This is a genomic window from Alcanivorax sp. (assembly GCF_017794965.1).
Lineage (GTDB): Bacteria > Pseudomonadota > Gammaproteobacteria > Pseudomonadales > Alcanivoracaceae > Alcanivorax.
The window spans coordinates 3,673,230-3,698,068 of the sequence record NZ_CP051240.1 but is presented as its reverse complement, the minus strand read 5'-3'; the positions used below and the strand labels follow the sequence as shown (position 1 = coordinate 3,698,068).

The 24,839-nt window shown below is 58.5% G+C and carries 25 protein-coding genes; 13 read left to right on the top strand and 12 right to left on the bottom strand.

What is annotated here, in order from left to right:
- Nucleotides 1-132 precede the first annotated feature (132 nt).
- The 5 genes from HF945_RS16180 to HF945_RS16160 are packed head-to-tail and all read left to right on the top strand — an operon-like array spanning nt 133 to nt 6,829.
- Nucleotides 133-1,578: a hypothetical protein gene (locus HF945_RS16180; protein WP_290523590.1), complete on the top strand. Its 1,446-nt coding sequence runs from the start codon at nt 133-135 to the stop codon at nt 1,576-1,578.
- Nucleotides 1,578-2,210 carry a hypothetical protein gene (locus HF945_RS16175; RefSeq protein ID WP_290523589.1) on the top strand — a complete coding sequence of 211 codons (633 nt, stop codon included), beginning with the start codon at nt 1,578-1,580 and terminating at the stop codon, nt 2,208-2,210. Before HF945_RS16180 ends, HF945_RS16175 begins: the two co-directional genes overlap by 1 nt.
- The gene (locus HF945_RS16170) at nt 2,194-3,552 is read left to right on the top strand and encodes a hypothetical protein (protein ID WP_290523588.1); all 1,359 of its coding nucleotides are present in this window, start codon (nt 2,194-2,196) and stop codon (nt 3,550-3,552) included. The genes HF945_RS16175 and HF945_RS16170 overlap by 17 nt, the downstream gene beginning before the upstream one ends.
- A 10-nt stretch (nt 3,553-3,562) precedes the next feature.
- Nucleotides 3,563-5,704, top strand: coding sequence for a hypothetical protein (locus tag HF945_RS16165; RefSeq protein WP_290523587.1), 2,142 nt, complete (start codon nt 3,563-3,565; stop codon nt 5,702-5,704).
- Between the two features lie 27 nt (nt 5,705-5,731).
- Nucleotides 5,732-6,829, top strand: a complete 1,098-nt coding sequence (locus HF945_RS16160) for an alpha/beta fold hydrolase (protein WP_290523586.1) — start codon at nt 5,732-5,734, stop codon at nt 6,827-6,829.
- A gap of 286 nt (nt 6,830-7,115) precedes the next feature.
- Here HF945_RS16160 and HF945_RS16155 read toward each other — a convergent pair whose 3' ends face one another.
- Nucleotides 7,116-7,322 carry a SlyX family protein gene (locus tag HF945_RS16155; protein WP_290523585.1) on the bottom strand — a complete coding sequence of 69 codons (207 nt, stop codon included), beginning with the start codon at nt 7,320-7,322 and terminating at the stop codon, nt 7,116-7,118.
- 78 nt (nt 7,323-7,400) lie between these two features.
- Nucleotides 7,401-7,607 (bottom strand): hypothetical protein, encoded by a 207-nt coding sequence (locus tag HF945_RS16150; RefSeq protein ID WP_290523584.1) that lies wholly within the window; start codon nt 7,605-7,607, stop codon nt 7,401-7,403.
- 153 nt (nt 7,608-7,760) lie between these two features.
- Between HF945_RS16150 and HF945_RS16145 the strand changes: the two genes are divergently transcribed.
- The 5 genes from HF945_RS16145 to HF945_RS16125 all read left to right on the top strand — a co-directional run bounded on the left by HF945_RS16145 (nt 7,761) and on the right by HF945_RS16125 (nt 11,985).
- Nucleotides 7,761-8,312, top strand: a complete 552-nt coding sequence (locus HF945_RS16145) for a TMEM165/GDT1 family protein (protein ID WP_290523583.1) — start codon at nt 7,761-7,763, stop codon at nt 8,310-8,312.
- Between the two features lie 106 nt (nt 8,313-8,418).
- Nucleotides 8,419-8,967, top strand: coding sequence for a YaeQ family protein (locus HF945_RS16140; protein ID WP_290523582.1), 549 nt, complete (start codon nt 8,419-8,421; stop codon nt 8,965-8,967).
- Between the two features lie 30 nt (nt 8,968-8,997).
- Nucleotides 8,998-10,188 carry a hypothetical protein gene (locus HF945_RS16135; RefSeq protein ID WP_290523581.1) on the top strand — a complete coding sequence of 397 codons (1,191 nt, stop codon included), beginning with the start codon at nt 8,998-9,000 and terminating at the stop codon, nt 10,186-10,188.
- Between the two features lie 39 nt (nt 10,189-10,227).
- Nucleotides 10,228-10,659, top strand: coding sequence for a thioredoxin TrxC (gene trxC / locus HF945_RS16130; protein ID WP_290523580.1), 432 nt, complete (start codon nt 10,228-10,230; stop codon nt 10,657-10,659).
- A 408-nt stretch (nt 10,660-11,067) separates the two neighbouring features.
- Nucleotides 11,068-11,985: a glutathione S-transferase family protein gene (locus HF945_RS16125; protein ID WP_290523579.1), complete on the top strand. Its 918-nt coding sequence runs from the start codon at nt 11,068-11,070 to the stop codon at nt 11,983-11,985.
- Between the two features lie 6 nt (nt 11,986-11,991).
- On the opposite strand, the gene arsH is transcribed toward HF945_RS16125, so the two are convergent.
- The 9 genes from arsH to HF945_RS16080 form a co-directional block, all read right to left on the bottom strand.
- On the bottom strand, nt 11,992-12,702 hold the full coding sequence (arsH, locus tag HF945_RS16120; protein WP_290523578.1) for an arsenical resistance protein ArsH: 711 nt from the start codon (nt 12,700-12,702) through the stop codon (nt 11,992-11,994).
- Nucleotides 12,703-12,837: 135 nt separating this feature from the next.
- The gene (arsB, locus tag HF945_RS16115) at nt 12,838-13,854 is read right to left on the bottom strand and encodes an ACR3 family arsenite efflux transporter (protein ID WP_290523577.1); all 1,017 of its coding nucleotides are present in this window, start codon (nt 13,852-13,854) and stop codon (nt 12,838-12,840) included.
- Nucleotides 13,854-14,348 carry an arsenate reductase ArsC gene (locus HF945_RS16110; protein ID WP_290523576.1) on the bottom strand — a complete coding sequence of 165 codons (495 nt, stop codon included), beginning with the start codon at nt 14,346-14,348 and terminating at the stop codon, nt 13,854-13,856. The genes arsB and HF945_RS16110 overlap by 1 nt, the downstream gene beginning before the upstream one ends.
- 15 nt (nt 14,349-14,363) lie before the next feature.
- A complete protein-coding gene (locus tag HF945_RS16105) occupies nt 14,364-14,693 on the bottom strand; it encodes a metalloregulator ArsR/SmtB family transcription factor (RefSeq protein WP_290523575.1) in 330 nt (109 codons plus the stop codon).
- Between the two features lie 355 nt (nt 14,694-15,048).
- A complete protein-coding gene (gene phoU / locus HF945_RS16100; RefSeq protein WP_290523574.1) occupies nt 15,049-15,762 on the bottom strand; it encodes a phosphate signaling complex protein PhoU in 714 nt (237 codons plus the stop codon).
- A 22-nt stretch (nt 15,763-15,784) separates the two neighbouring features.
- Nucleotides 15,785-16,594, bottom strand: coding sequence for a phosphate ABC transporter ATP-binding protein PstB (gene pstB / locus HF945_RS16095; protein ID WP_290525435.1), 810 nt, complete (start codon nt 16,592-16,594; stop codon nt 15,785-15,787).
- A gap of 104 nt (nt 16,595-16,698) precedes the next feature.
- On the bottom strand, nt 16,699-17,967 hold the full coding sequence (gene pstA / locus HF945_RS16090) for a phosphate ABC transporter permease PstA (protein ID WP_290523573.1): 1,269 nt from the start codon (nt 17,965-17,967) through the stop codon (nt 16,699-16,701).
- Nucleotides 17,968-17,978: 11 nt separating this feature from the next.
- A complete protein-coding gene (pstC, locus tag HF945_RS16085) occupies nt 17,979-19,367 on the bottom strand; it encodes a phosphate ABC transporter permease subunit PstC (RefSeq protein ID WP_290523572.1) in 1,389 nt (462 codons plus the stop codon).
- Between the two features lie 163 nt (nt 19,368-19,530).
- Entirely contained in the window at nt 19,531-20,586 is a 1,056-nt protein-coding gene (locus tag HF945_RS16080) for a substrate-binding domain-containing protein (protein WP_290525434.1), read from the bottom strand.
- 293 nt (nt 20,587-20,879) lie between these two features.
- On the opposite strand from HF945_RS16080, the gene HF945_RS16075 reads away from it, so the two are divergent.
- From HF945_RS16075 to HF945_RS16065, 3 genes are read left to right on the top strand one after another with little or no spacing between them, the layout of a single operon-like run.
- The gene (locus HF945_RS16075; RefSeq protein WP_290523571.1) at nt 20,880-21,425 is read left to right on the top strand and encodes a TRAP transporter small permease subunit; all 546 of its coding nucleotides are present in this window, start codon (nt 20,880-20,882) and stop codon (nt 21,423-21,425) included.
- Entirely contained in the window at nt 21,425-22,795 is a 1,371-nt protein-coding gene (locus tag HF945_RS16070) for a TRAP transporter large permease subunit (protein WP_290523570.1), read from the top strand. Before HF945_RS16075 ends, HF945_RS16070 begins: the two co-directional genes overlap by 1 nt.
- Nucleotides 22,796-22,799: 4 nt before the next feature.
- A complete protein-coding gene (locus HF945_RS16065; RefSeq protein WP_022985849.1) occupies nt 22,800-23,195 on the top strand; it encodes an acyl-CoA thioesterase in 396 nt (131 codons plus the stop codon).
- 399 nt (nt 23,196-23,594) lie between these two features.
- Here HF945_RS16065 and HF945_RS16060 read toward each other — a convergent pair whose 3' ends face one another.
- On the bottom strand, nt 23,595-24,740 hold the full coding sequence (locus HF945_RS16060) for a TRAP transporter substrate-binding protein (protein WP_290523569.1): 1,146 nt from the start codon (nt 24,738-24,740) through the stop codon (nt 23,595-23,597).
- Between the last annotated feature and the right edge of the window lie 99 nt (nt 24,741-24,839).

The following is a 24,839-nucleotide window of genomic DNA, read 5'->3' as shown; positions in this document are numbered from 1 at the left end:
ACTTTAAACTTTCAACTAAACCCACGACGTCATTTGTCAGCCCACTGGCAAGATTTACCTCTGCGCCCTTTCCCCTCGCCTCCCGACAATAGTCCCTCAGTCTGATCGATAGCCCATCAGACGGGGATAATCATGAAAACAACAATAACCACGGGCCTGCTGATGCTGGCCGGTGCCTGTCATGCTGGCCTGCAGCCGCTGGATGAACACGAAATGTCTGCCGCTTACGGGACGGGCATCGCCGTGGCGCTGGATAACTTTCGTTATCTGATGGCGCCTACCAGTTATTTTGAACAGGTGGGTATCAGCCCGGCTGGCGCCTGCAGCTCAACCGGTAACACCAGTGGTAATCAGGGGTGTTGGCGGCGCGGCGACCTGCGCTGGTATGGCATCAACCTTTCCGGCGCAGGCGCCGGCGGCAGCCACTGGAATGAATCCCTCTGTGACGCCTCATCCCTGTCCTGTCCCCGTGGCGGTCAGATCCAGTGGTTTTCACCCTTTGATAACCCCTATGTGATGCGCGCCTGGTCTCCCCGCGGCATGGCCTGGGATGGCAGCCTGGTGAACCAGGATGCCTCCAGCCCGGACAAGACCATCTACGAATTCCTGGCGCCCACCAGCCAGCCGGATTACACCCTGTCGTTCTGGGGCGAAATCGAAGCCGGCGCCACCCGCAACAGTGCCACCCAGCTGCTCTCCGCCGGACAAGGCATCAACAACACCAGCGGCGGCGGGCTGCTGAAAAACCAGACCATTATCCGCGGCAATGCTGCCGGCAGTGTCTTTCGTCTGTTTCAACATACTGAACCGGGCAACGAAACCTTCGGCATGATGTACCACAGCTACCTGCGCGGTGATTTTCGCTTCAGCGTTGCCCAAGCTGCTGGGGGCGCTACCGATGTAATTGGCGAGGCGCCGGTATTTGAGGCCAACGAAGGGTTGATCTTCCGTAACGTGGAAGCCTTCCTGCCCTTTGGCCAGCTGTATTACCAGTCTCTGGTACTGGGGCCAGTGGGCACCAGCGGGGATTTTTATCTGCAACTGACTCCTATCCCCAATAACCCGACGGTCTATAACCGCTTCTACGGTCTCGACAGTGGTGATATCCGTGGCTTTGAAACCGCCCGTACGGCCACCCGCGACTGGCAAACCCCCTGCGCCGGCGGCGACACGGCCTGCCAGAATTACCGTCTCTCCCACGGCTATGTGCGCTATGGCGACTGGTACCCCGCCATGGCCGGCTGGGCCGCCGAGGGCACACGGGAAAGCATCAACGCCAGCAATGACGGCATCATTTTCCGCGCCCGGGCAGGCAGCACCTTCAATGCCTTCGCCAAACGCCCCATCCGTATCGACAAGCGCGGCGAAACCGCCAGCATGCAGCAGACCCAGAACTACAACTGCGACCCCAATAATCCAGGCGTCTGTTTCGGTGTCGGCGAAGGACCTGTCAGCAACGGCCCAGGCAACAGCAACCGTTACTACACCACGGACCGGGTCAATCTTGGTTCGGCCCGTATCGAAGGCCTGCTGATCAACCAGTTCCACATGGAAAGTTGCCGACCGGGGGTGTGCTGATGAAGACGTTCATAGCTGCGTTGCTATGCCTGGCCATCAGTGCCCACGCCGACACCCTGCAGCCGCTGGATGATCAGGAAATGTCTCATATCGCCGGGCAGGCGGGTCAAGGCGTGCAACTGACCCTGATGCTTCGCAACAACGTGGATACCACCGGTAATCCGATCGGCTGCACCAGCGGCGGTCTGAATCCCTGCCGTATGGGTTTCGAGTTTTCCGCCCGTGATGGCATCTGGCTGATGCTGAAAGATTATTACGGTGCGCTGCAGATCAACGATCTTCGCATCGACAACGCCACCCTCCCCGCCAGTAACACCAGCCACTACGACGCCAGCCGCTTTCTTTCCGTGGAAGGCGACTGCCTGATCGCAGGCTGTAATCCCTCGGGCCTGTTATCACTGCGCACCCGTTACCCCTTCCACAAGGACGTGGGCATTTACAACGACCTGAACCTGTTTACCCACATCGGTCGGGTGGCGCTCGAATACGACGACACCGTCAACAACATCCCGGGCTACATGCGCGATGCCGCCACCGGCAGCGTGCTCGGTTTCCGGGCCACCGATAGTCAGGCACTCAATGCACCGGCCAATATGCGATTCGAAGGTGAGGCCTATGTGTTTGGCTTCTAGTCGCGCCTTACTTCTCGGGCTGGGCCTGCTGCTCACCTGTCATGTCCAGGCGCGCCTGGTTCCCATGGAAGATGAAGCGCTCTCCGATGTGCTGGCCCAGGATGGCAGCCTGTTCCTGTCGGATCATATTGCGCCCAATGCGCTGGCCAATGCCCCCGGCGATGGCTCGGCCAACTTTGATTTTTATCGCATGGGGCTGGACGTAAAGCTGAACCTGAATGCCAACATGGCCAAATTCCAGCTCGGCTGCGGTGGCGTCAACGATTTGCTCTCCAGCTCTGCCGCCTGCGATATCGACATCGATTACCTGAGTTTCATGGGCATCAACAACGATGGCGATTTTCCTTCCCTGGATGGGCCGGAGAGCGCCTTTGAGCTGATTCGCCCCTACGTGGAACTGGCCGTCAAGAATGACCATTCCCCTACACTTCGCGAAGTGGTGGGTCTCAAGGTGGGTGGGCAGCGGATCAATGGCGCCCTTGGTATCGGACGTGATTACACCGGTGCCAGTAAACCGTCAGAGAATTTTGTCGGCCCGGGACTGGAAACCCTTCTGGTCAACCAGGAACATGGCGGCACCTGTAACCCTTCAGCCACCACCGGCCAGGGCGTTGTGAACTGCCACTCCGGGATCAACAGCGTGTCCGGTTTTCTGTCACTGGAACTGTCCGCTGCCATTCGTGCCCGCGCCAACATGGCGGGGCTATATAACGCCGATCTGGATACCTGTTTCGGGCGCATGAATCCGGCCCAATATGGCTGCGGCCCCAACTCCCTGCCGTTCTTTGTGGATGCCAGCGGCACCCGCTTGCAGACACTGCATGTGGCCGCCGCCAAACTCACCGTGGATGACATTGATCTCAATTGCGCCTGGTGGGATGCGGTGTGCTGGGGGATCGTCAATCCGCTTGCCAATGCCATTGTGGATGAGGGCTATGGCCAGCTGAAGATCGACATGCGTCAGGTCCACTATCTGCTCACGCCCAACACGGAGAACTTTTTCCTCTCCGTACAGCGTGAGAAAGTCTCCTGGCCCAACTACAGCAAGGCGCCCCCGCCCAACAACATTGCCTTTGATGCCTGCAACCCGAGCTATGGCCAGATTCCGTCCAACGGACGCTGCTCCAGTGGCTATGCCCCCACCGCCAATACCGGCTGGTGGCTGAATGCCCCCGGCGCCAAGATCCTCAACATCAATCCCCCGGACCGCATTGATGTGGGCCGTGTGGATCTGGGCACCGTGATCAGCCTTCTCGGTCCGGAAGGTCGGCTGCTGATCGACAACCCCAAGATCGATCTGCCCCGGGTTTCCAACTGCTACGGCAGTGCGGTGTTCTGTTGAGGGCATGACCATGAAACGACATCTCGCCCCCATGCTGATCATCACGTGTCTGCCTGCCACATCACTGGCGCTGCAAGCCATGACCGACGATGCGCTGTCCGGTGTCACGGGCGCAGACGGGGTCTCCGTCGGGTTGACCAGCGATAACGGCATCAGTGCATCAACCATCCAGTGGGTCACTGACGACAATGGCCTCAATGATGGTTCCTGTAGCGGGGGTATCGCCAATCAACATGCCTGCACCCAGCTGCAAGATGTCTCACTGGAAGGTGTCGGCGGCGGGCTCAACCAGCAGTGGAATCTGGATGTGGGCAGTGATGGCAGCGGCAATCCCATGCTCGCCGTTACCGGGAACTGGTCGGCGCAGAAATTCGAGATCGGCGGGCTGACGTTCAACACCGCAGCAGACAATGCCTCAGCACGATCACTGGGCTCGCTGGCTCTGATTTCATCCGGGCAGTTTTCTCTTATCAATCGTGGTGGCCTTTTCAACGTGGGTGGCGATTACGCCACCCTCGACCTGTCTGCCAATGGCGATCTGATTTATCGCCAGGGTGCGGCCGGCAGTGCCGAGTTCAGTCTCGCCAACCTGTTGTTAGCCGCGCGCTTCACCAATGGTGCAGCCGGCGGGCAGTCTCTCTCCACAGGACGGGTGGGCATCGATGCACAAGGGCTGCTGGTCAGTGCGCCGTTCGCCAATGTGGATATCGGCTTCGACCTGGCGTTCAAGGCCAGCCCCGCAGACTTTGATCAAACTGGCCGCAGCAACCTGCTGCGCTTTGGCTGGCAGGGTGGACTGATCAATCCGGTCTGGCGACTGCAACCCGGTGGATTTGGCTACGGCAGCTACCTCAATGGCGCCGACACTTATCAGGATTTTGATGGCAGCCAGAGCGGTCAACGTTCCCAGGGCATCAGCCTCTATACCGAATGGGATTTCGACAGCGACTTCTCCCTCTCGCTCGGCGAGGCCGGCGGCAATGGCACCATTGCCCGCTTCAGCAACTGGCAGCGGCTGGGTGCCGCCCCGGGCCCCATGTTCCGGCTACCCATCATCTTTGATGTGTTTCAGGGGGGTGTGGGCCCGGCGGGACTCTGTGCCGGCAGCGCCACCTCAGGGGTGGTGGATCAGACTGCCTGCACTGCAGCTGGTGGCGAGTGGTACGGCAACTCCCTGCCCGGCGCCAATGAAGCGGCATTTGGCGTGCTTATGCGTGATGGCCGGCTGCTAGCCTACAACACTCTGGTCGAGGTGGAAGATCCGCTGGCCGGCGGCACCGTCACGCCGGTGGACTGGGGTGCCGCCTTCACCTTCGGCAAGCTGGATGCGGATATTTTTCTTTACCCCTATGGGCGTGCTGATGGCACAGCCGTTGCCACTACTGATACCGGCATCCGCGCCGACATCAACCTGATCGCCCAATCCCCTGATGCCTGGCGACGGGCCAACAGCAGCAGTGCCGCCGTGCGCGCCACCTCCGGCAATGGCTGGCAGTCCAACACCCATTTCATGATGGTGGATACCGCAGCCAACGCCGGCGTCGGCTTTATCAATGGCGACATCATTTATCAGGCCCGGGATCTGTTCTTGCGGGTTACCGATGGCGACAGCCGTTATCCCGATTTGCCGGGCGGGCTGTGGCTGCAAACCGACAACAAGGCCCAGTATCGCTTCCGTTCGATCTTTGGCGGCGGCTATATGGACAACCTCAGTTACGACGCCCTGACCAAGGTGTCGCTGATTGATGTGAACCTGAACACCAGCCAGTTTCTGTTTGTACTCAATCCGCTGCCGGTGGATGGCAGTACCGGTGCCGCGCCGATCGGCTTTAACGGCCTTCTGGATCTGGATAACAGCTATATCACTGTGGGCGAGATCTCCAGTCCGCAATCCCGCTTTTACGTCAAGGATATTTCCGGGCGGGTGGCATGGCGCAACGGCAGTCTGTCCATGGTGTCCGGTCAGAATACCAGTGATGGCTTGCCGCAACTGGCCATCAGCAACGACCTGGATATTGGTACGTCCGCGCATTTTGGCGGAGCCCCCGGCGCCCCGTTGATCGGCACCCTCGGTTTTGGCTCTGAAGATTTCGGGCGCATGGCCATTCCCGCCGGCACCTGGCATAGCGACGTGATTCTGAAAATTCCCTGAGCTTTTGACCCGTAACGGACAACAACAATGAAAACGGTTTCTCTACTGCGTTATTCACTGATCCTGCTGGCCATGATGTTCCTGCAGGGCTGTGCCATGTTCTCGCTCAACCCAGCGCAGAACCCGCCTCGCGAACAGTATGTGGCTGCGCAAGGTGCTACCCCTGTGGTATTGGAAAGCGCGGATCAGCTTTCCCTGTTTGGCCAATGGTGGCTTCCCGAGGGCCCGAATGAACCCCGTGGCGTGGTGCTGTTACTGCACGGCACCATCGCTCACTCCGGATTCTATTCACCCATGGCCACTTTTTTTTCTTCCCGGGGCTTTGCCGTATTCGGCATCGACCTGCGTGGCTGGGGACAGTCCCAGGGTTACGGGCGCAACGGCGTGATCGGTAACTACGATGAGTATCTGCTGGACTTGCGCAGTGCCTATCAGGAAGTCATCACCCGCTATCCTGATGCACCGCTTTACCTGCAGGGCGAATCCATGGGCGGGGCCATTGCCCTGCTGTCGCAGATCGAAGATACGGTGGAAGTGGATGGCCTGATCCTGAATGCACCGGCAGTGCGCCCGGGACTCAGTTTCGGTCCCGTCAGTTCTCCGCACTGGGTATCCAATATGGGACTCTGGACGCTCTCGCAACCAGGCAAACTTTTCCCGAACATGCCGGCCCTGTATCACGGAAAACTCATGGAACACATGGGTATCGGGCTGCTGCTCAAGAAAGAGGAGTACCAACAGGCCTTTCATGATGATCCCTTTGCCACCCACAAGGCGCTGCCGTTCAGTTATTTCACCGGCCTGCAGGACGCCACCACGCGCATCGAGAAAGGACTGGACCAGGTCACCGCGCCCGTTCTGATTCAGCAGGGCACCCGGGATGTGCTGGTGCCGGTCAAATCCAGCGAATTCACCCTTGAGCACCTGGGCAGCGAAGACAAGACGTTACTGCGCTACGAAAAGATCACCCATGCCACCCTCCATGACCGGCGTCGGGAAGAGATCTGGGGCGACATCATCAGCTGGCTGGAAGCGCGCCTGCCGGAAGACGACGCGGTAGCGCCGGCGCTTACGCTGCAGCAGGATACATCCGAAAGCCAAACCACGTCGCAGGAAGCATTCTGAGGGCGTACGTGCATGCTGTAGGAACGGAGCGTAGTGGAGTAACGCACGCAGTGCGGCCCGAAGGGGGAGCGCAGCGAATAACCCTCTTCCTGGGGACGAACCGAACACAGTGAGGCGACCGAAGGGAGATCGAGTTGAAAGTGTAAAGTTGAAAGTTCAAACGCGGATCTGGTCTGCGTGTTTTGTCAGGCTGTGCCCGCGCTCTCCGGTAATGGCGCGGGCACAGAGACCAGCAACAGGAAAGCCGCCCTCGCGCCTTTTCAACTTTGAACTTTAAACTTTCAACTCAATAATGCGGCGGCGGGGCGTCTTCGATCTGGGCGGATTCAAAGGCTTCGGACAGATCCACCAGCCGGTCCACCATCTTGCGGCAGGCTTTTTCCAGCTCATCAATCTTCAGCTGCTGATCCGCAACCACCTTGTTGAGGGCCTCGATCAGGTCTTCCTGATAGACTAGCTTGGTTTCGATATCAATCAGACGGTCATCGCTCATGTGAGTCTCTTCTGCACTAAGGTCGGGTCAGAACGGCGCAAGCTGCAAGATTCAACGCGACAAACATTCCAACAATCTTTAAGGCCTGTCACCGCGTTCGGGCGCAAAATCGCGGACACGACCCAACAGATCACAAGGGTAACTGTCACGCCCTGCAGCTTGCTGCTGCTCTTCCCCATTGTACTGGCCTGAACGGCGGATTTCCGCTATGGTTTCACCCGTCTTGGGGGAGTAGTCGCTCGAACCGCTTTCCTCGCTGAACAGCCTCAAGGTGGCCGTCAACATGGTTGCGCCTCATGCGCATGGCGTCCACATCCGCTCTGCCCTCTATGGGTTGCCCGGATTGACGAGACCTGAGACACGACTTGCATTCCGCCGGGGCGGGATTGGCAGGTGGTGTCTCTGCGTCGAAGCAATCCCGCCCCTCTGGAAATCAACATGGAAGCCACTCTCAGCTCCTTCTTGCTGGTCGCCCTGGGTGAAATCGGTGACAAGACCCAGCTGCTGTCCCTGGCGCTGATTCTCAAGTTCCGCAAGCCCTGGCCCATCCTGGCCGGCGTGGTGATTGCCACCCTGCTCAATCATGGTGTCTCGGTGTGGTTCGGTGACTGGCTGGCCGATGCCGTACCCATGGACTGGATGCGCTGGATTCTGGGCCTCAGCTTTATTGCCCTGGGCCTGTGGATGCTGATTCCGGATGGCGACGAAGAGATCAGCAACGAGCCTAAATATGGCCCCTTCCTGACCGCTCTGGTGCTGTTCTTTATTGCCGAGATCGGCGACAAGACCCAGCTGGCCACCATTGCCCTGGCCGTGCAGTTCAAGGACCAGTTCTGGCCCGTGCTTGGCGGCTCCACCCTGGGCATGATCGCGGCCAACCTGCCGGTCATCTGGCTTGGCCATCAATTCGCCAGCGAAAAGCTGGAAACCTGGGCCCACCGCATCAGCGCCCTGCTGTTTGTGGGCTTTGGGGTCTGGGCACTGGTTTAATACCGCTTCACGCATCAGGCACCACGCGACACGCACAAAGCCTGCTACAATCTGGCTAATTTTTTGCGTGCATGCGTGTTGCGTGCTGCCTGTTGCGAGTCTTGTTATGGCCCTCACCGCCACCATCTTCAAAGCCGAGCTGACTATCTCCGATATGGATCGGGATTATTACGCCACCCACAACCTGACCGTGGCGCTGCACCCCTCGGAAACCGAATCACGGATGATGCTGCGGCTGCTGGCCTTTGCGTTGAACGCACACGAAGATCTGGCGTTTTCCAAGGGTATTTCCAACCCGGAAGAGCCTGATCTTTGGCAACACCACCCCAACGGTACCGTTACCCACTGGATCGAGCTGGGCATGCCGGATGAGAAGCGGCTGCGCAAGGCCTGTGGCATGGCCGAAAGGGTGACGGTGTACTGCTATGGTCCCCGCGCTCCCCAGGTATGGTGGGACGGCATCAAGAGCAAGGTGCAGCGTTTTGACAATTTGTCCGTCATCTATATTGATCACGACAGCGAAGTGGCGCTGGAGGGATGCGTGAACCGGACCATGCAGCTACAGGCCATGATTCAGGATGGCCAGATCTGGTTTGGCACCACTGACAACAGTATCGAGATTGGGCTGGACCGCTGGTATCCGGCAGGGAAATAACCGGCGGCGACATCACGTTTCGGGGGAAACATGAAAAACGCCATCATCCTGCTGCTTTTTACCGGACTGGTTCTCCTTGCTGGCTGGTGGGTCAGTGACGAACCCCTTGATGCCGCAGCACAGCTTTGGCTGGAAGATACCGAAGAAGAGAATGCGGCCTATCAATACCTGATAGAGATGGTTGGCATCGACCCACCCTTTGATCCAGACAACATCCAGCAACGTCTTGATTCACCCCATCCCACTGGACCCGAGCCACTCGAGGAACTACAGCAGAAAGACCTGCTGTGCGATAACTACACCGCTGCCTGCCTGTTGAAGCAGCAGCAACATACCGCCACAGGCCAGGCACTATTGTCCCGCTTTGCACCCTACTTGGCGCGCTACCAGCACTTCCTCGCCTTTGATGATTTCAAGGAAATGACCCCCGCCAGGATCGACACGCCGTTTCCACGCTATCGCCGGCTGATTACACTGGCCAGGTTGCAATCCCTTAACTGGGCAATGAACAAAGACGGCCAGGGGTTGACGTCCGAAATCGAACGCCTACGACATCTCCTTGCCCAGCATCACAGCATTCTCAGCAAGGTGATAGTTACCAGGATACTGTCAGAAAAAATACAGTTGGCTGCGCTTTTAATGCAGCAAGGTCAGCCTGTTTCTCTGAGCCAGTATCGCCTTTCCACAGCGGAAAAAAGTTTCCGCTCCGCGTTAGCCTACGAGTTCCGATTCTCCACCCGTGTCCTTCAGCAGGATTGGCGAAGTCATGAGTTTTTTGGCGAACATTGGCTGGAAAATCTTTATTACATTATCGGACTGAGAGAGAACATCACCACCAACCGGGCTTTCCTTTTCTATCAGCATTATGCCGATCTTTCCGAGAACCCCTCTTTCATCATCGCCAACGATGTGTATCAGCTTCCCGCACCATCCCTGTCGCAAGCCATCCGCAATCCTGCCGGCAACCAGCTTCTGGAAAGCTCGCTTCCCCATTTTACCGAATACCTGAGCCGGCTTTCGCACCTGGACGCGCAAATCCAGCTGTTGAGCTGGTTCCGTCACCACGATCCGTCTCTGCCCAACCCGTGGTCACCGGAAGGCGGGATGACGCTGGAGAAGAGCAGCGATGAGATATGCTTCCCTTCTGATTTTAACAGCGAAAAAATGCGATCCTGTCTGCCATTGCTGGATGCGGATCAGCACCTTGAAAAACAGGGCTAGTGCCGCCATCACTCCATCAGTTTCTACTGGAGCCTGACAATGGCCATTGAGCTGACCTGCCCCTCCTGCGGGGCCATCAATCGCGTACCGGAAGATCGGCTGGACAGCCACCCGGTTTGTGGCAAGTGCAAAACCCGGCTTTTGAATGGCCAGCCACTGGCGGCCAGCGACGCCTCGTTCCAGCGGCTTGTCGACCGCAATGGCTTGCCGTTGGTATTGGACTTCTGGGCCAGCTGGTGCGGGCCCTGTCAGCAGTTTGCCCCCACCTTCCAGGCCAGCGCAGCCGATTTTGCCACCCGGGCACGCTTTATCAAGATTGATACGCAAGCCTGCCCGCAAACCGCGGCAAGGTTTCAGATTCGTTCTATCCCCACGCTGATGATTGTGAGCAATGGCAAGGAAATCACGCGCCTGTCAGGGGCCTTGCCCAAAGCACAGTTTGACCAATGGCTGGAGCAGCATCTGGGCTAAGGAGCCTCTGAATAACGCCTTGCATGCTCAGTCTTTCAGGCTGATTCACCCCCTCTAGGGTCCAAAGGTAAAGGGGGGCGCACTTTTGAAGGCATGCTGGTTGCCTGTCGAGACTCTTACCTTCAAGAACAGGCAACAACGAGTGTGGATCAGCCTGGAAGACCCGGGGGGCGCGACCTGAAGCGCACATCAGCAGCGCCTTGCCTCTTGAAAAGGGAACCACCCTTCCCTTCGAGACAAGACACAACTGCTGCACGCTTCAGGTCACGCTGAGTACGCAAGGAGTTATTCAGAGGCTCCCTACCTCCGTTTGACCCTGACGCCAGCCAGGCAGGGTCTGCTGCCTTGTCAATTCGACTGTAGTTATCGAAGATGCACGTTCTACCGTTTTCTCGAGCGTGTCATCCCATGTCTGAACTGATTCTTCATCATTACTATTTCTCTCCGTTTTCCGAGAAAGTGCGCGCCATGCTCGGTTATGCGGGTCTCAGCTGGCAGTCCGTAGAAGTCAGGGAAATGCCGCCGCGCCCCCTCCTGGCACCACTGGCGGGAGGCTACCGCAAGATTCCCGTTGCCCAGATCGGCGCGGATATCTTTTGCGACACCCGTACCATTGCCCGGGAAATTGCGCGCCTCAGCAACAAGCCGGAACTGGCCATGGAGAATTGCCCGGAAGAGGTTCAGGCATTTATTCGCGAGGTGGACCTGGATGTTTTCCTTGCCTGCATCATTACTGCCGGCAACCGGACCCTGCTTCGCAAGGTGCTGAAAGAGTCCAGCCTGCTCGATCTTTGCAAGTTGCTATGGGACCGCATGCGCATGGGCAGCAAGGCCAAAGTGAAGGCAAATGGTCCAGGAAAAATGAAGCGCATGGTGCGTGAGCACCTCGACCGCCTGGAAAGCATGCTGGCGAACCAGCCTTTCCTGTTTGGTGAAACGCCGAATGCGGCTGATTTCTCCGCGTACCACAGCCTCTGGTTCCAGCGCGACCTGGCCGAACAACCTGTGGTCAAAGGCTACCCGAAAGTGAACGCGTGGATGGACCGACTGCAAGCCTTTGGCCAGGGCAACCGTACCGACATCAGCGCAGAGCAGGCACTGGACATTGCCCGCAACCACAGCCCTCGTGCCGTTCCCGACAGTGATCACGATGGCGGACTGATCGGGCAAGCAGTCAATATTGCCCCGGCTGACTACGGGCGCGAACCGGTATCGGGAACCCTGGTGGCGAGCACCCCCCTGGAATGGGTCATCGTTCGCGACGATGCCACGGTTGGCCAGGTCGCCAACCACTTTCCCCGCGAAGGATTCGCGCTGCGCCCGTAATCACCGTCACATGTCTCTCTGGTTGACCCGCTTCATCAGCGCTTCGGCGCTCTCTTTGCGCTCGGAGTAGCGGTCAACCAGATAGTCGCTGCGATCACGGGTGAGATAGGTGAATTTCACCAGCTCTTCCATGACATCCACGATGCGATCATAAAAGCCAGACGGTTTCATGCGATCGTTGTCATCAAATTCCAGAAATGCCTTGGCAACAGAAGACTGGTTTGGAATCGTCACCATACGCATCCAGCGTCCCAGCACACGCAACTGATTTACCGCGTTGAATGACTGGGAACCGCCGCATACCTGCATCACTGCGAGGGTCTTTCCCTGGGTAGGGCGTACCGCACCCAGTGACAAGGGAATCCAGTCGATCTGCGCTTTCATGATACCGGTCATGGCACCGTGTCGTTCAGGAGAACACCACACCATGCCTTCACACCAAGTCACCAGATCACGCAGTTCCTGTACTTTGGGATGACTGGCATCCTCGCTATCCGGCAACGGCAAACCATCGGCGTGGAAAATTTTTGCTTCTGCCCCCATGGCCTCCAGCAACCGCGCCGCCTCCATCACCACCAACCGACTGAAGGAACGGGTTCGCAACGATCCATACAGCAACAAAATGCGTGGCTTGTGGCTGGACGGCCGATCACGAAACACCTCTTCCGGCGTCGGAACCTGAAAGCAGTCTTGGTCGAGGTTAGGGATGTCATTCATTTGTTATCGGCTCTCTACACACAACGGTGGAGATTGCCGAGACAATTTCCACCCTACGAAAAACGCAATGCGAAAATGGGCGCCAGCCCATACCCGCTTTTCCGCCTTTCGCTATTAATTATTCATTATTAACTATTAATTGCTCTTCTCGAACCAATGAGCAGTACGATTCACAATCGCCACCAGCGACAGCATCACCGGCACTTCCACCAGCACGCCCACCACGGTGGCCAATGCTGCACCGGAATTCAGACCGAACACACTGATCGCCACGGCCACAGCCAGTTCGAAAAAGTTGCTGGTACCAATGAGGCAGGCCGGCCCGGCCACATTGTGTTTGAGACGCAACCGTTTGGCCGCCCAGTATGCAATGATGAAAATCCCGTACGTCTGGATCAGTAACGGAATAGCAATCAGCACGATGGCCATGGGCTTGGCGAGAATGGTTTCCGCCTGAAAGCCAAACAGCAGTACCACGGTGGCCAGCAGCCCCATGACACTCACCGGCTTGAGGTGGTGCACAAAGGCGGCAACCCGCTCTTCACTCCCCAGCACCTGACGGGTGATGAAACCGGCAATCAACGGCAGCACCACATACAGCACCACGGACAACAACAGGGTATCCCAGGGCACCGTGATGTCACTGACCCCCAACAGCAAACCCGCAATGGGCGCGAAGGCAAACACCATGATGATATCGTTCACCGACACCTGCACCAGGGTGTAGTTGGCATCCCCCTTGGTCAGCTGACTCCACACAAAGACCATGGCGGTACAGGGGGCCACACCCAGCAGAATCATCCCGGCGATGTATTCGGTGGCGGTTTGCGGATCCACCCAGCCGGCAAAGAACACCTTGAAGAACAGCCAGCCCAGCGCGGCCATGGTGAACGGCTTGATCAACCAGTTCACCACCAGTGTCAGCAACAGCCCGCGGGGATTCTGGCCCACTTGTTTAATGGCGGTAAAGTCGATCTGGATCATCATCGGGTAGACCATCACCCAGATAAACACCGCGACCGCCAAGTTCACATGGGCGTATTCAAAGCCGGCGACGGCTTCAAACACCCCCGGTATGGCCACGCTCAGACCCACGCCTGCAGCAATTGCCAGGGCCACCCAGACACTCAGATAACGCTCAAAAAACGGCATTACTCACTACCTATCTCACGGTGAATTTTTTGTGCTGACGCAATAAGTCCAAGTCCGTTCATGCTCTCGAGATCCAGCGATGCCAACGCTTCGATACGGGCATGCAGCTCGTTATAGGTGGTTTCGAAGGCAGCGCGAACAGTTTCCTCGCTTCCGGTCACATGGGCAGGATCCGCCAGCCCCCAATGCACTTTGGGGGTATCACCCAGCCACACCGGGCAGGCTTCCCCGGCAGCGGCATCACAAACAGTAATCACCAGATCAATCTGCTCACCTTCCAGGTCATCCATGGTCTTGGAGCTGGGGTTATTCACGGTCACACCGTGTCGCGCCAACACGGCCAACGCATTTTCATTAACCTTGCCAGTGGGCATGCTGCCTGCACTCAATCCTTGCAGCTTGCCGTTGCCCAGGTGATCAGCCAGAGCTTCACCAATGATGGAACGGCAGGAATTGCCAGTGCACAGGAACAAAACAGTCAGGGGCGTATTCATAGCGATCTCTCAGTGTTAGCCGCAGCAGGCGGCGTTGGGGAGCGTAATGTTCAGCTTTTCGCGGGCCGGGCCGACCAGAGAGGCAATCACCGCGGACGCCCATTCCGGCAACGCCGGGTTCAACTGGTAATGCATCCAGGTACCCTGACGGCGTGCGACAACCAGCTCGCATTGACGCAGCTGGGCCAAGTGCCGGGAGATGGTGGATTGCGGTGCCTGCAGGCTGTCCACCAGATCGCACACACACACCTCACCCTGCCCGTGCAACAAGCAGATCAGGCTGAGGCGGGTATCATCACCCAGGCATTTGCACAGTTGTGTCGGCGTTATCATGTGTTCCGGCATCTCTATATCTGTATATTCGGAAATACGGATATTAAAGGTGCAAGCGACAAGCTTCAAGCTGCAACGCGGGAAGGTTTTGTGACAGCGCGAGCGGAAACACAACCCAGTTGAAAGTTTAAAGTTCAAAGTTGAAAAAGGCGCGAGGCCGCTTTGGGTGATCTGGAACTCTGTGCCCGCGCCCTTACCGGGGAACGCGGGCAGGGCCTTGCAAAACCCGCTTGCTGGCCCGCGTTTGAACTTTCAACTTTAAACTTTCAACTGCTCCCCATCACCTCCGGCATATTAGGCAGCAACAAAAAACCCGGCCTGCTGACCGGGTTTTTGCGTGCTGCATGAAGCGTGTTGCGTGCAGCGTCTACTTCTTCAGCTTGGCTTCAATCTCGTCCACGCTGATGTGGCGAACATCCTTGCCTTCCACCAGGTAGATCACCTGCTCGCCAATGTTGCGGGCATGGTCACCGATACGTTCCAGCGCGCGCAGGGACCAGATGATGTTGAGCACCCGGGAAATGGCCCGCGGATCTTCCATCATGAAGGTCACCAGAGACCGCATGGCACTGCGGTATTCCAGATCCACTTCGTTATCTTCGGCCGCCACATCCAGGGCTTTCTTTGCATCAAAACGGGCAAAGGCATCCAGGGTGTCGCGCAGCATGTTGCGTACGTGGTTGCCGATATGACGGACTTCCACATAGCCGCGGGGCGATTCGCCTTCTTCCGCCAGCTGCTGGCCCATGCGGGCAATCTTGGCCGACTCGTCACCGATCCGTTCCAGATCGGACACGGCCTTGGTCACAGCAATAATCAGACGCAGGTCGGAGGCCGCCGGCTGACGCAGGGCCAGCACCTTGGTGCACTCCTCATCGATCAGCATCTCCAGCTTGTCCACCTTGTCTTCGGTTTCCAGTACCTTCTGCGCCAGCCCGGAATCCGCCTGCAGCAATGCCTGCAGGGCATCAACCACCTGTTTCTCTACCAGACCACCCATCTCCATCAGGTTGTTACGGATGGATTCCAGCGCTTCATTGAACTGGGATGAGCTGTGCTCACCAAAATGCATGCGATCCATGTTGCTTGCTCCTCTCCCGCGCTTAGCCGAAGCGGCCGGTAATGTAGGCTTCAGTCAGATCGTGTTCCGGCTTGGTGAACACGGTTTCAGTGTCATTCATCTCTACCAGTCGACCCAGATGGAAGTAGGCAGTACGGTTGGACACACGGGCGGCCTGCTGCATGGAGTGGGTCACGATGGCAATGGTGTAGGACTCGCTCAGCTCGGCGATCAGCTCCTCGATCTTGGCCGTGGCAATGGGGTCCAGTGCAGAACAGGGCTCATCCATCAGCACCACTTCCGGGCTCACGGCAATGGTCCGAGCGATACACAGACGCTGCTGCTGACCACCGGAAAGGCCGGTGCCGGGTGAATGCAACCGATCCTTCACCTCATCCCACAGACCCGCCTTTTGCAGGCTGTTTTCCACGATCTCGTCCAGGTCATATTTCTTGTTGGCCAGACCATGGATACGCGGGCCATAGGCCACGTTGTCGTAGATGGACTTGGGAAAGGGGTTGGGCTTCTGGAATACCATGCCCACCCGGGCGCGCAACTCCACCACATCCAGCTTGGGATCGTAGAGATCCTGCTCTTCCAGATGCAGGCTACCCTTCACCTGGCAGATATCGATGGTGTCGTTCATGCGGTTCAGGCAACGCAGGAAAGTGGATTTACCGCAACCGGAAGGGCCGATCAGGGCGACCACTTCGTTCTTGCCAATATCCAGGCTCACACCATGGATAGCCTGCTTGTCACCGTAGAACACGTCCACGTCGCGCATGCTCATCTTGGCGTTATCCACAAACGGACTGCCAATGGTCTTGTCCGGGTAGCGAGGAGTGTTTTCCATTGCCTGTTCACCTTCAATCTGGCTTGCCGGCGTGTCGCTGCGCGGCGTCTTGTCATCAAACTTTTCTGCAGTATCCATGTTTAGAGCCCCTTTAGCACTCATTGTTACCAGCGCCGCTCAAGACGCTTGCGCAGGAACACCGCCAATGTATTCATGGCGATCAGGAAAGTGAGCAGCACCATGATGGCTGCCGAGGTCAGCGCCACGAACGACTGCTCCGGGCTATCCGCCCACAGGTAGATCTGTACCGGCAACACCGTGGAAGGATCCAGCGGCCCGCCGGGCACGTCCACGATAAAGGCCACCATACCGATCATCAGCAGCGGCGCCGTTTCACCCAGTGCCTGGGCCATACCGATGATGGCGCCGGTAAGCATGCCTGGCAGTGCCAGCGGCAGCACATGGTGCAGTACGACCTGCATCTTTGAGGCACCCAGCCCCATGGCGGCTTGGCGGATGCTCGGCGGCACCGCCTTGATGGCAGCCCGGCTGGAGATGATGATGGTGGGCAGGGTCATCAGGGTAAGAACGATCCCCCCTACCAGCGGCACCGAACGCGGCATACCGAACAGGCCGATGATCACCGCAAGGCCCAGCAGACCGAAGATGATGGAAGGCACCGCTGCCAGATTGTTGATATTCACTTCAATGAAGTCGGTGAACTTGTTCTTGGGTGCGAACTCTTCCAGATAAATGGCAGCGGACACCCCGATGGGGAAGCTCAGCAGGAGCGTCACGATCATGGTAAAGAGCGAGCCCATGACCGCACCCCAGATACCCGCCAGCTCAGGCTCACGGGAATCACCATGGGTGAACAGTGACTTGTTCCACTGCAGCTCCAACTTGTCTTCCGCTTCGAAGGTCTGGATCCAGTTTTTCTGGTTATCACTGAGTCGGGATTCGAGACGATCATCACTGCTGGATTTCACATAGACATCCACGTCATCGTCTGCCAGCAACCACAAAGTGCGGGTCTGGCCCAGTAGCTTGCGATCCTCTCTCAGCATGTCACGCAGTGCATAACCTGCGCCGGTGCTGACCAGGCCATACAGCTCACGTTTCTCCTGTCGCCCGTCCACACCGGGAAACTTTTCTCTCAGCGCGTCACGGACCAGACCATCATAGTTGGCGAAGCTGAGTTCTTCGTCATCGTTAACGTCAATAATGTCCAGGGTTTCCTGGTCAAAGGTCACGTCCATCTGCACGTAGGTTTCGAAGAACGCACTGTGGCCCTTGCCAATGATGTCGGTGAACAGCAGCACCAGGGCCAGCAGGCCAAAACCAATGGCCGCTATGCCATAGCCTTTGAACATTTTCTCGGCGCGATAGCGCTTGGCCAGCGACTTGCGAACCTGTTCGGTGGTTTTACTCATGTCAGATTCCCCTAGTCGTATTGCTCGCGGTATTTCTTCACGATGTGAAGCGCAACCACGTTAAGCAGCAGGGTGGTAATGAACAGCATCAGGCCCAGAGCGAAGGCTGCCAGAGTCTTGGCGCTGTCGAATTCCTGGTCACCGGTGAGTAGCGTCACGATCTGCACGGTCACCGTGGTCACCGCTTCCAGCGGGTTCACGGTCAGGTTGGCCGCGAGACCGGCCGCCATTACCACGATCATGGTTTCACCAATGGCACGGGAAGCCGCCAGCAGGATGCCCCCCATGATGCCCGGCAAGGCCGCCGGGAAAATCACTTTTTTGATGGTTTCGGAGCGGGTCGCACCCAACCCCAGGGAAGCGTCGCGCAGGGCCTGGGGCACGGCGGTAATCACGTCATCCGCCAGGGAAGACACAAAGGGAATGATCATCACGCCCATCACCAGACCGGCAGCCAGTGCCGACTCCGATGCCACATCCAGGCCGATGGATTCACCCAGCTGACGAATCACCGGCGCCACGGTCAGCGCCGCAAAAAAGCCGTACACCACGGTGGGCACCCCGGCCAGCACTTCCAGCGCCGGCTTGGCAAAAGCGCGCACCTGCTTCGGCGCATATTCTGCCAGGTAGATGGCCGACATCAGGCCCACGGGCACCGCCACCAGCAAGGCGATGGCAGAGATCAGCAGCGTCCCCATGAACAGCGGGATCGCCCCGAACGCCCCTTCCGAGGCCACCTGGTCAGCACGTAGCGCGGTTTGCGGACTCCATTGCAGACCGAACAGGAATTCCGTGGCGGGCACCTTGCCGAAGAACCGGATGGACTCGAACATCACCGACAGCAGAATCCCCACGGTGGTGAGAATGGCGATGGTTGCACAAAGCATGAACAGGGTCTGCAGCACTTTTTCCACCTGCTGGCGGGCGCGCATCTGCGGAGAAATCTTTACCCAGCCCCAGGCCGTGCCCAACATGGCCACCACGATCACCACCACGGCCAACGCCATGCTGTTCAGTTCACGCAGATCGTTCAATTTCTGCGCGGCGGCAGCCACCGCCGGAGACACGTCGCTGGCGGCGATAGCCCCGCTGGCCACGTTGCCAATCTGGTTCAGTAGCAGGTTGGCGGAAGAGGCATCCACCGGCTGGCTGTCCGCGGGCAGACTGCCCATCACCGTGACCCGGATCAGGGTGTCATCAAAAATCAGCCACGCCCCGAGCACCGCCAGCGCCGGAATAGCACACCAGATCGCCGTGCGCATGGCGTAGTAGAACGGCAATGAATGCAGATGGCGGATGCCGCCCAACGGCCGGGCCAGGGCAAACGATCGGCGGTGGCCCATGTAATAGGCCCCGGCGATCATCACCACCAGCAGCAACAGCAGATTACCGGTTTGCATGGTGTTCTCCGTTTGGTTTTTTCTCCAATAAGCGTGGCGAGAATAGCGCGTCGCTTATTGCAAAAAAAATGTCATAAATTGAATCACTGGTTAAAAAGCCCGGAGGCGAAGTCGCCACCGGGCCAAAGCATCCTTGCTTTTTCTTCTCTTCCAGATTCAGCGCTTAGTGCAGGTCTTCTTCGCCGGTCATGGACTTCAGGCTGCGAGCCTGCTTGGCCATGTCCTTGCGCAGATCATCACCCAGCGGGATCATGCCTTTCTCGGCCAGGTAACCTTCCGGGCCCCAGGCTTTCTCGCTGGTGAACTCTTTCACGTAGCCCTTGATGCCCGGTACCACACCCACGTGTGCTTTCTTCACGTAGAAGTACAGGGAACGGGATACCGGGTAGTCGCCAGAAGCAATGCTGTCGAAGGTCGGCTCAACACCGCCCACGTTGGCGCCCTGTACCTTGCCACGGTTCTGATCCAGGAAGGAGAAACCGAACACACCGTAAGCGTCGGGGTTCTTTTCCAGCTTCTGAACGATCAGGTTGTCGTTTTCGCCGGCTTCAACGTAGTGGCCGTCTTCACGAATGCTGCGACAGATCGCCTTGTACTTGGACTTGTCCTGCTTCTTGATGGCCTTCAGCCACGGGAAGGTCTTACAACCGCCTTCGATGGCCAGTTCGTTGAAGGCATCACGGGTACCGGAAGTGGGCGGCGGACCAAGCACTTCGATCTTGGTGTTCGGCAGGGCCGGGTTCACTTCTTTCCAGGTCTTGTAGGGGTTGGCAACCAGTTTCTCGCCGCCCTTCGGATCCGGAACTTCCTTGGCCAGGGCCAGGAACAGGTCACGCAGGGTAACGTCGATGTGCTTGCCTTTGGCAGAATTGGCGAACACGATGCCGTCATAACCAGCCACGACTTCGGTGATGTCCTTCACGCCATTTTCCTGACACTGAGCGAACTCGGACTTCTTCATGCGACGGGACGCATTGGTGATGTCCGGGTGCTGGGTGCCAACGCCGGCGCAGAACAGCTTCATGCCGCCGCCGGAACCGGTGGATTCGATTTTCGGAGTCGGGTTGCTGGAACCACGACCAAAACGCTCGGCAACAGTGGTTGCGAACGGATATACCGTGGAAGAACCCACGATAGAGATGTAATCACGGCTGTCGGCAGTGGCCGGGGCGCTGGCAAAGGCCAGGGCGGCAGCTACGCCAGCAAGGGTTGCTTTAATCTTGAAGTTCACAATATGCCTCCAGGTTACGCATGGCACCGGTGATGTTGGTATTTGAATCCACCCCGGTTGTTCTAACTGATGCAAGCCAGTTCATGTTTCAGCACGACGCATCCTAGAGAGGGTTTATGACACCAACATTACAATGATGTCGCAATTCAACTTTTTTCGCTTCTTGCCCGTCAGCGGCCTGAAATGACCCACACCCCCAGCAAGAGGCTGAAATGGGCCCACACCCCCCGTATAATGCGGCTCCACCCGCTTCGGGCCCGGACCAACAATAACAAGGCGTCATGACACACACCCTTCTTCGCTGGCAGCAACGACTGACCGGCTTCACCCTGGCCACGGGCCGCTGCACTGCCTGGCTGGCACTGCTACTGGTAATAGGCATGGCCCTGGTGGTCGTTCTACGCTACGGGCTGGGGATCGGCAACATCGCCCTGCAGGAATCCCTCACCTACCTGCACGGCGCCCTGTTCATGCTGGCCATCGCCTATACCCTGGCCGAGGACGAGCATGTCCGTGTGGACGTACTTTACCAGCGCTTTTCCCCGCGCCAACGGGCCTGGGTCAACCTGCTGGGCACCCTTTTCCTGCTGCTGCCCGTGTGCGGCGCCCTCTTCTGGCTGTCGCTGGATTATGTGCTCAGCAGCTGGAAGGAGCAGGAAACCTCTGCCAACGGCGGCCTGCCCTTTGTCTATCTGCTCAAGTCACTGCTGCTGGTACTGCCGGCCCTGCTCACCGTTCAGGGCGTGGCCGAGCTGCTGCGCCATACCCTGACACTGATGGGCGCCCCCCTGCCGTCACCGGCATCACATCCGGAGGAGGGGCTGTGATGGCGTGGATACCCCTGATCATGTTTGTGGTGGTGTGCCTGGTGCTGCTCAGCGGTTATCCGGTGGCCTTTGCCCTGGGCGGTACCGCCCTGTTGTTCGCCGCCGGCGGCATGGCCAGCGGGGTGTTCAATCCCGCCGACCTGACCTTTGTGCCCAATCGCCTGTTCGGCATCATCGAGAACACCACGCTAATGGCGGTGCCCCTGTTCGTATTCATGGGCGTGATGCTGGAGAAATCACGGGTGGCAGAGAACCTGCTGTCCAGCATGGGGCGGCTGTTTGGCCCGCTGCCGGGCGGCATGGGGCTGGCCATCATCCTGGTCGGCGCCCTGCTGGCCGCCAGCACCGGCATTGTCGGCGCCACGGTGGTGACCATGGGGCTGCTGTCCCTGCCCTCCATGCTCCGCCAGGGCTATCAGCCCCAGCTCTCCACCGGCCTGATCTGTGCCACCGGCACCCTGGGCCAGATCATTCCGCCCTCCATCGCCCTGGTGCTGCTGGGCGACGTACTCTCCAATGCCTACCAGGAGGCCCAGCTGAAACAGGGGCTGTGGTCACTGGATACCGTGTCTGTGGGAGACCTGTTCGTGGGTGCCCTGATTCCCGGGCTGATCCTGGTGGGGCTGTATCTGACCTATGTGCTGGTGATCAGCCTGTGGAAGCCCCACCTGGCACCGGCCATGCGCCGTGACGAGGACGCCGCCGTGGGCTGGGCAGAAATCCTGCGCGGCCTGCTGCCGCCCCTGCTGCTGATCGCCGCCGTGCTCGGCTCCATCCTCACCGGCAAAGCCACGCCCACGGAGGCCGCCGGGGTCGGCGCCTTCGGCGCCCTGTTGCTGGCTGCTTTCAACCGGCACCTGAACCTGACCATTCTGGGCGAGGTCGTGCGCAGCACCAGTCGGGTCACCGCCATGGTGTTCATGATCCTGATCGGCGCCAGCCTGTTTTCCCTGGTGTTTCGTGGTTTTGGCGGGGAAGAGGCAGTACACGGCCTGTTCGAGGCCATGCCCGGCGGAGTGCTCGGCGCCACACTGATGGTGATGGTGCTGATATTCCTGCTTGGTTTCATCCTCGACTTTATCGAGATCACCTTTGTGGTGGTGCCGATTGTCGGACCAGTGCTGTTGGCCATGGGGCTGGACCCGGTATGGTTGGGGGTAATGCTGGCGCTGAACTTGCAAACCTCTTTTCTGACGCCACCCTTCGGGTTTGCGCTGTTCTATCTGCGCGGCGTGGCACCGGCGGAGATACAGACCGCCCAGATTTATCAGGGCGTGGTGCCCTTTATCGTTATACAACTGGTAATGCTGGGTATACTTGCCCTGTTCCCGGCCCTGGCAACGTGGCTGCCTGACACCCTATATGGATAACAAGATGACTGATCATACCGACGACACCCCGCAACCTATCGGCACACTGGCCATCCAGACCATTGCCATGCCCCAGGATTCCAACTGGAATGGCGACATCTTTGGCGGCTGGCTGGTCTCACAGATGGACCTGGCCGGCGCCGTCACCGCACGCAAGAAAGCCCGTGGCCGCGTGGCCACCGTGGCCATCGACTCCATGGCCTTTCTGCGCCCGGTACCGATTGGCGCCGTGGTGAGCTGCTACACTCAGCTGCAGGACATCGGCCGCAGCTCCATGCAAATTCTGGTGGAAGTATGGATTCGTGAAGATACCGGCACCCTGTCCAAGGTGACCGAGGGACATTTCACCTTCGTGGCTATTGATGACACCGGGCGGACACGGGTGGTGCCGCAGGACTAGTTGAAAGTTTAAAGTTCAAAGTTGAAAAGCGCGGGCAGGGCATGTTGCCAAACTGATTACGTCGTGCCCGCGTTTCAGGCAAACCACCACGCCACAACGAAGCCGCTGTAGGAACCGGAGTGCAACGGAGGTAACAGCCGAAGGCTGGCCCGAAGGGTGAGCGCAGCGAATAACTTGCCTGCAAGCGATCCGAGCCCAAGCGAGGTAAGGATGCCAGAGACGCCAGAAAAATGACCTCCCTTCGGTCGCCTCGCTGCGCGAGGTTCGTCCCCTGGAAGGGAACTCCTACAGCTAACAGTCCTGCCTTTCGATGTGTTTGCTGTTTTCCCCACAAAAAAACGCGGGCAGGGCCCATGCCGTCTGGCACCAGTCCTGCCCGCGCTTTTCAACTTTGAACTTTCAACTTTCAACTTGTAACTCGCTGCGGATGTTCAGGTACGGCTGCTCGGCGATGGCCATGGTCTGTAGCGACTCGTCGCGGAACTTGCGGTAGGAGTCGTACACCTTGCGGGCGTCCTTGTTGTCCGCCACCAGTGCTTCTACCACTTCATCGCTGGCCTCCTTGAGGGCCTTGAGCACGTCGTCCGGCAGGCGGCGCAATTTGGTGCTGTGCTTGTTCACCAGTTCGGTGAGCGCCGCATTGTTGCGGGCGGTGTATTCATCCAGCATGTCCTGATTTTCGGACTGGGCGGCGTAGCGGATGATGGCCTGCAGATCCGCCGGCAAACTGTCCCACACCTGCTTGTTGATGGTCAGTTCCAGGGTCGGGCCCGGTTCCTGCCAGCCCGGATAGTAGTAGTACTCCGCCACCCGGTGCAGACCGAACGTCAGGTCGTTGTAGGGCCCTACCCAATCAGCCGCATCAATGGCTCCGGTCTGCAGGGAAGTGAACACTTCCGCGCCGGGCAGCTGCACCGGGGTGGCACCCACCTTGGCAATCACTTCGCCGGCCAGGCCGGGCATGCGCATCTTGAGGCCTTTCATGTCCTCGATGCTGTTGATTTCCTTGTTGAACCAGCCGGCCATCTGGGTGCCGGTGTTGCCACAGGCAAACGGCTTCAGATTGAACTGGGCGTAAAGGTCATCCCACAGTTCCTGACCGCCACCATGGTGCAGCCAGCCATTCATTTCCTGGGCGGTGAGCCCAAACGGCACCGCGGTGAAGAACGGCGTGGCCGGGTGCTTGCCCTTCCAGTAATAGGCGGCACCATGGCCCATTTCCGCGCTGCCCTGGCGCACCGCATCGAACACCTCGAACGCCGGCACAAGCTCTTTGGCACCGTACACCTTGATCTTGATACGGCCGGCAGACATCTCTTCCACCCGCTTGGCAAACCGGTTGGCACCGGCGCCCAGGCCCGGGTAGTTCTTCGGCCAGGTGGTCACCATCTTCCATTCATAGGTCTGCGGCTGGGGCTTCTTCTTGTCCGGCTCAGCACCGGCCACCGCCCCCTCAGCGGGCGGACAGTCCTTCTGCTCACAGCCAGCCAACGCCATACCACCCAGCCCCAATCCCAGGGCAGAAACGAATTTACGACGGTCCAAGATTTATCCTCCGTGGTTGGGCAGCAGTGATTGGCCACCCCGTTGTTCTTGTCGACGGGTCGGACGTCTGACGTCTGACGTCGGAAGTCAGACGCAACA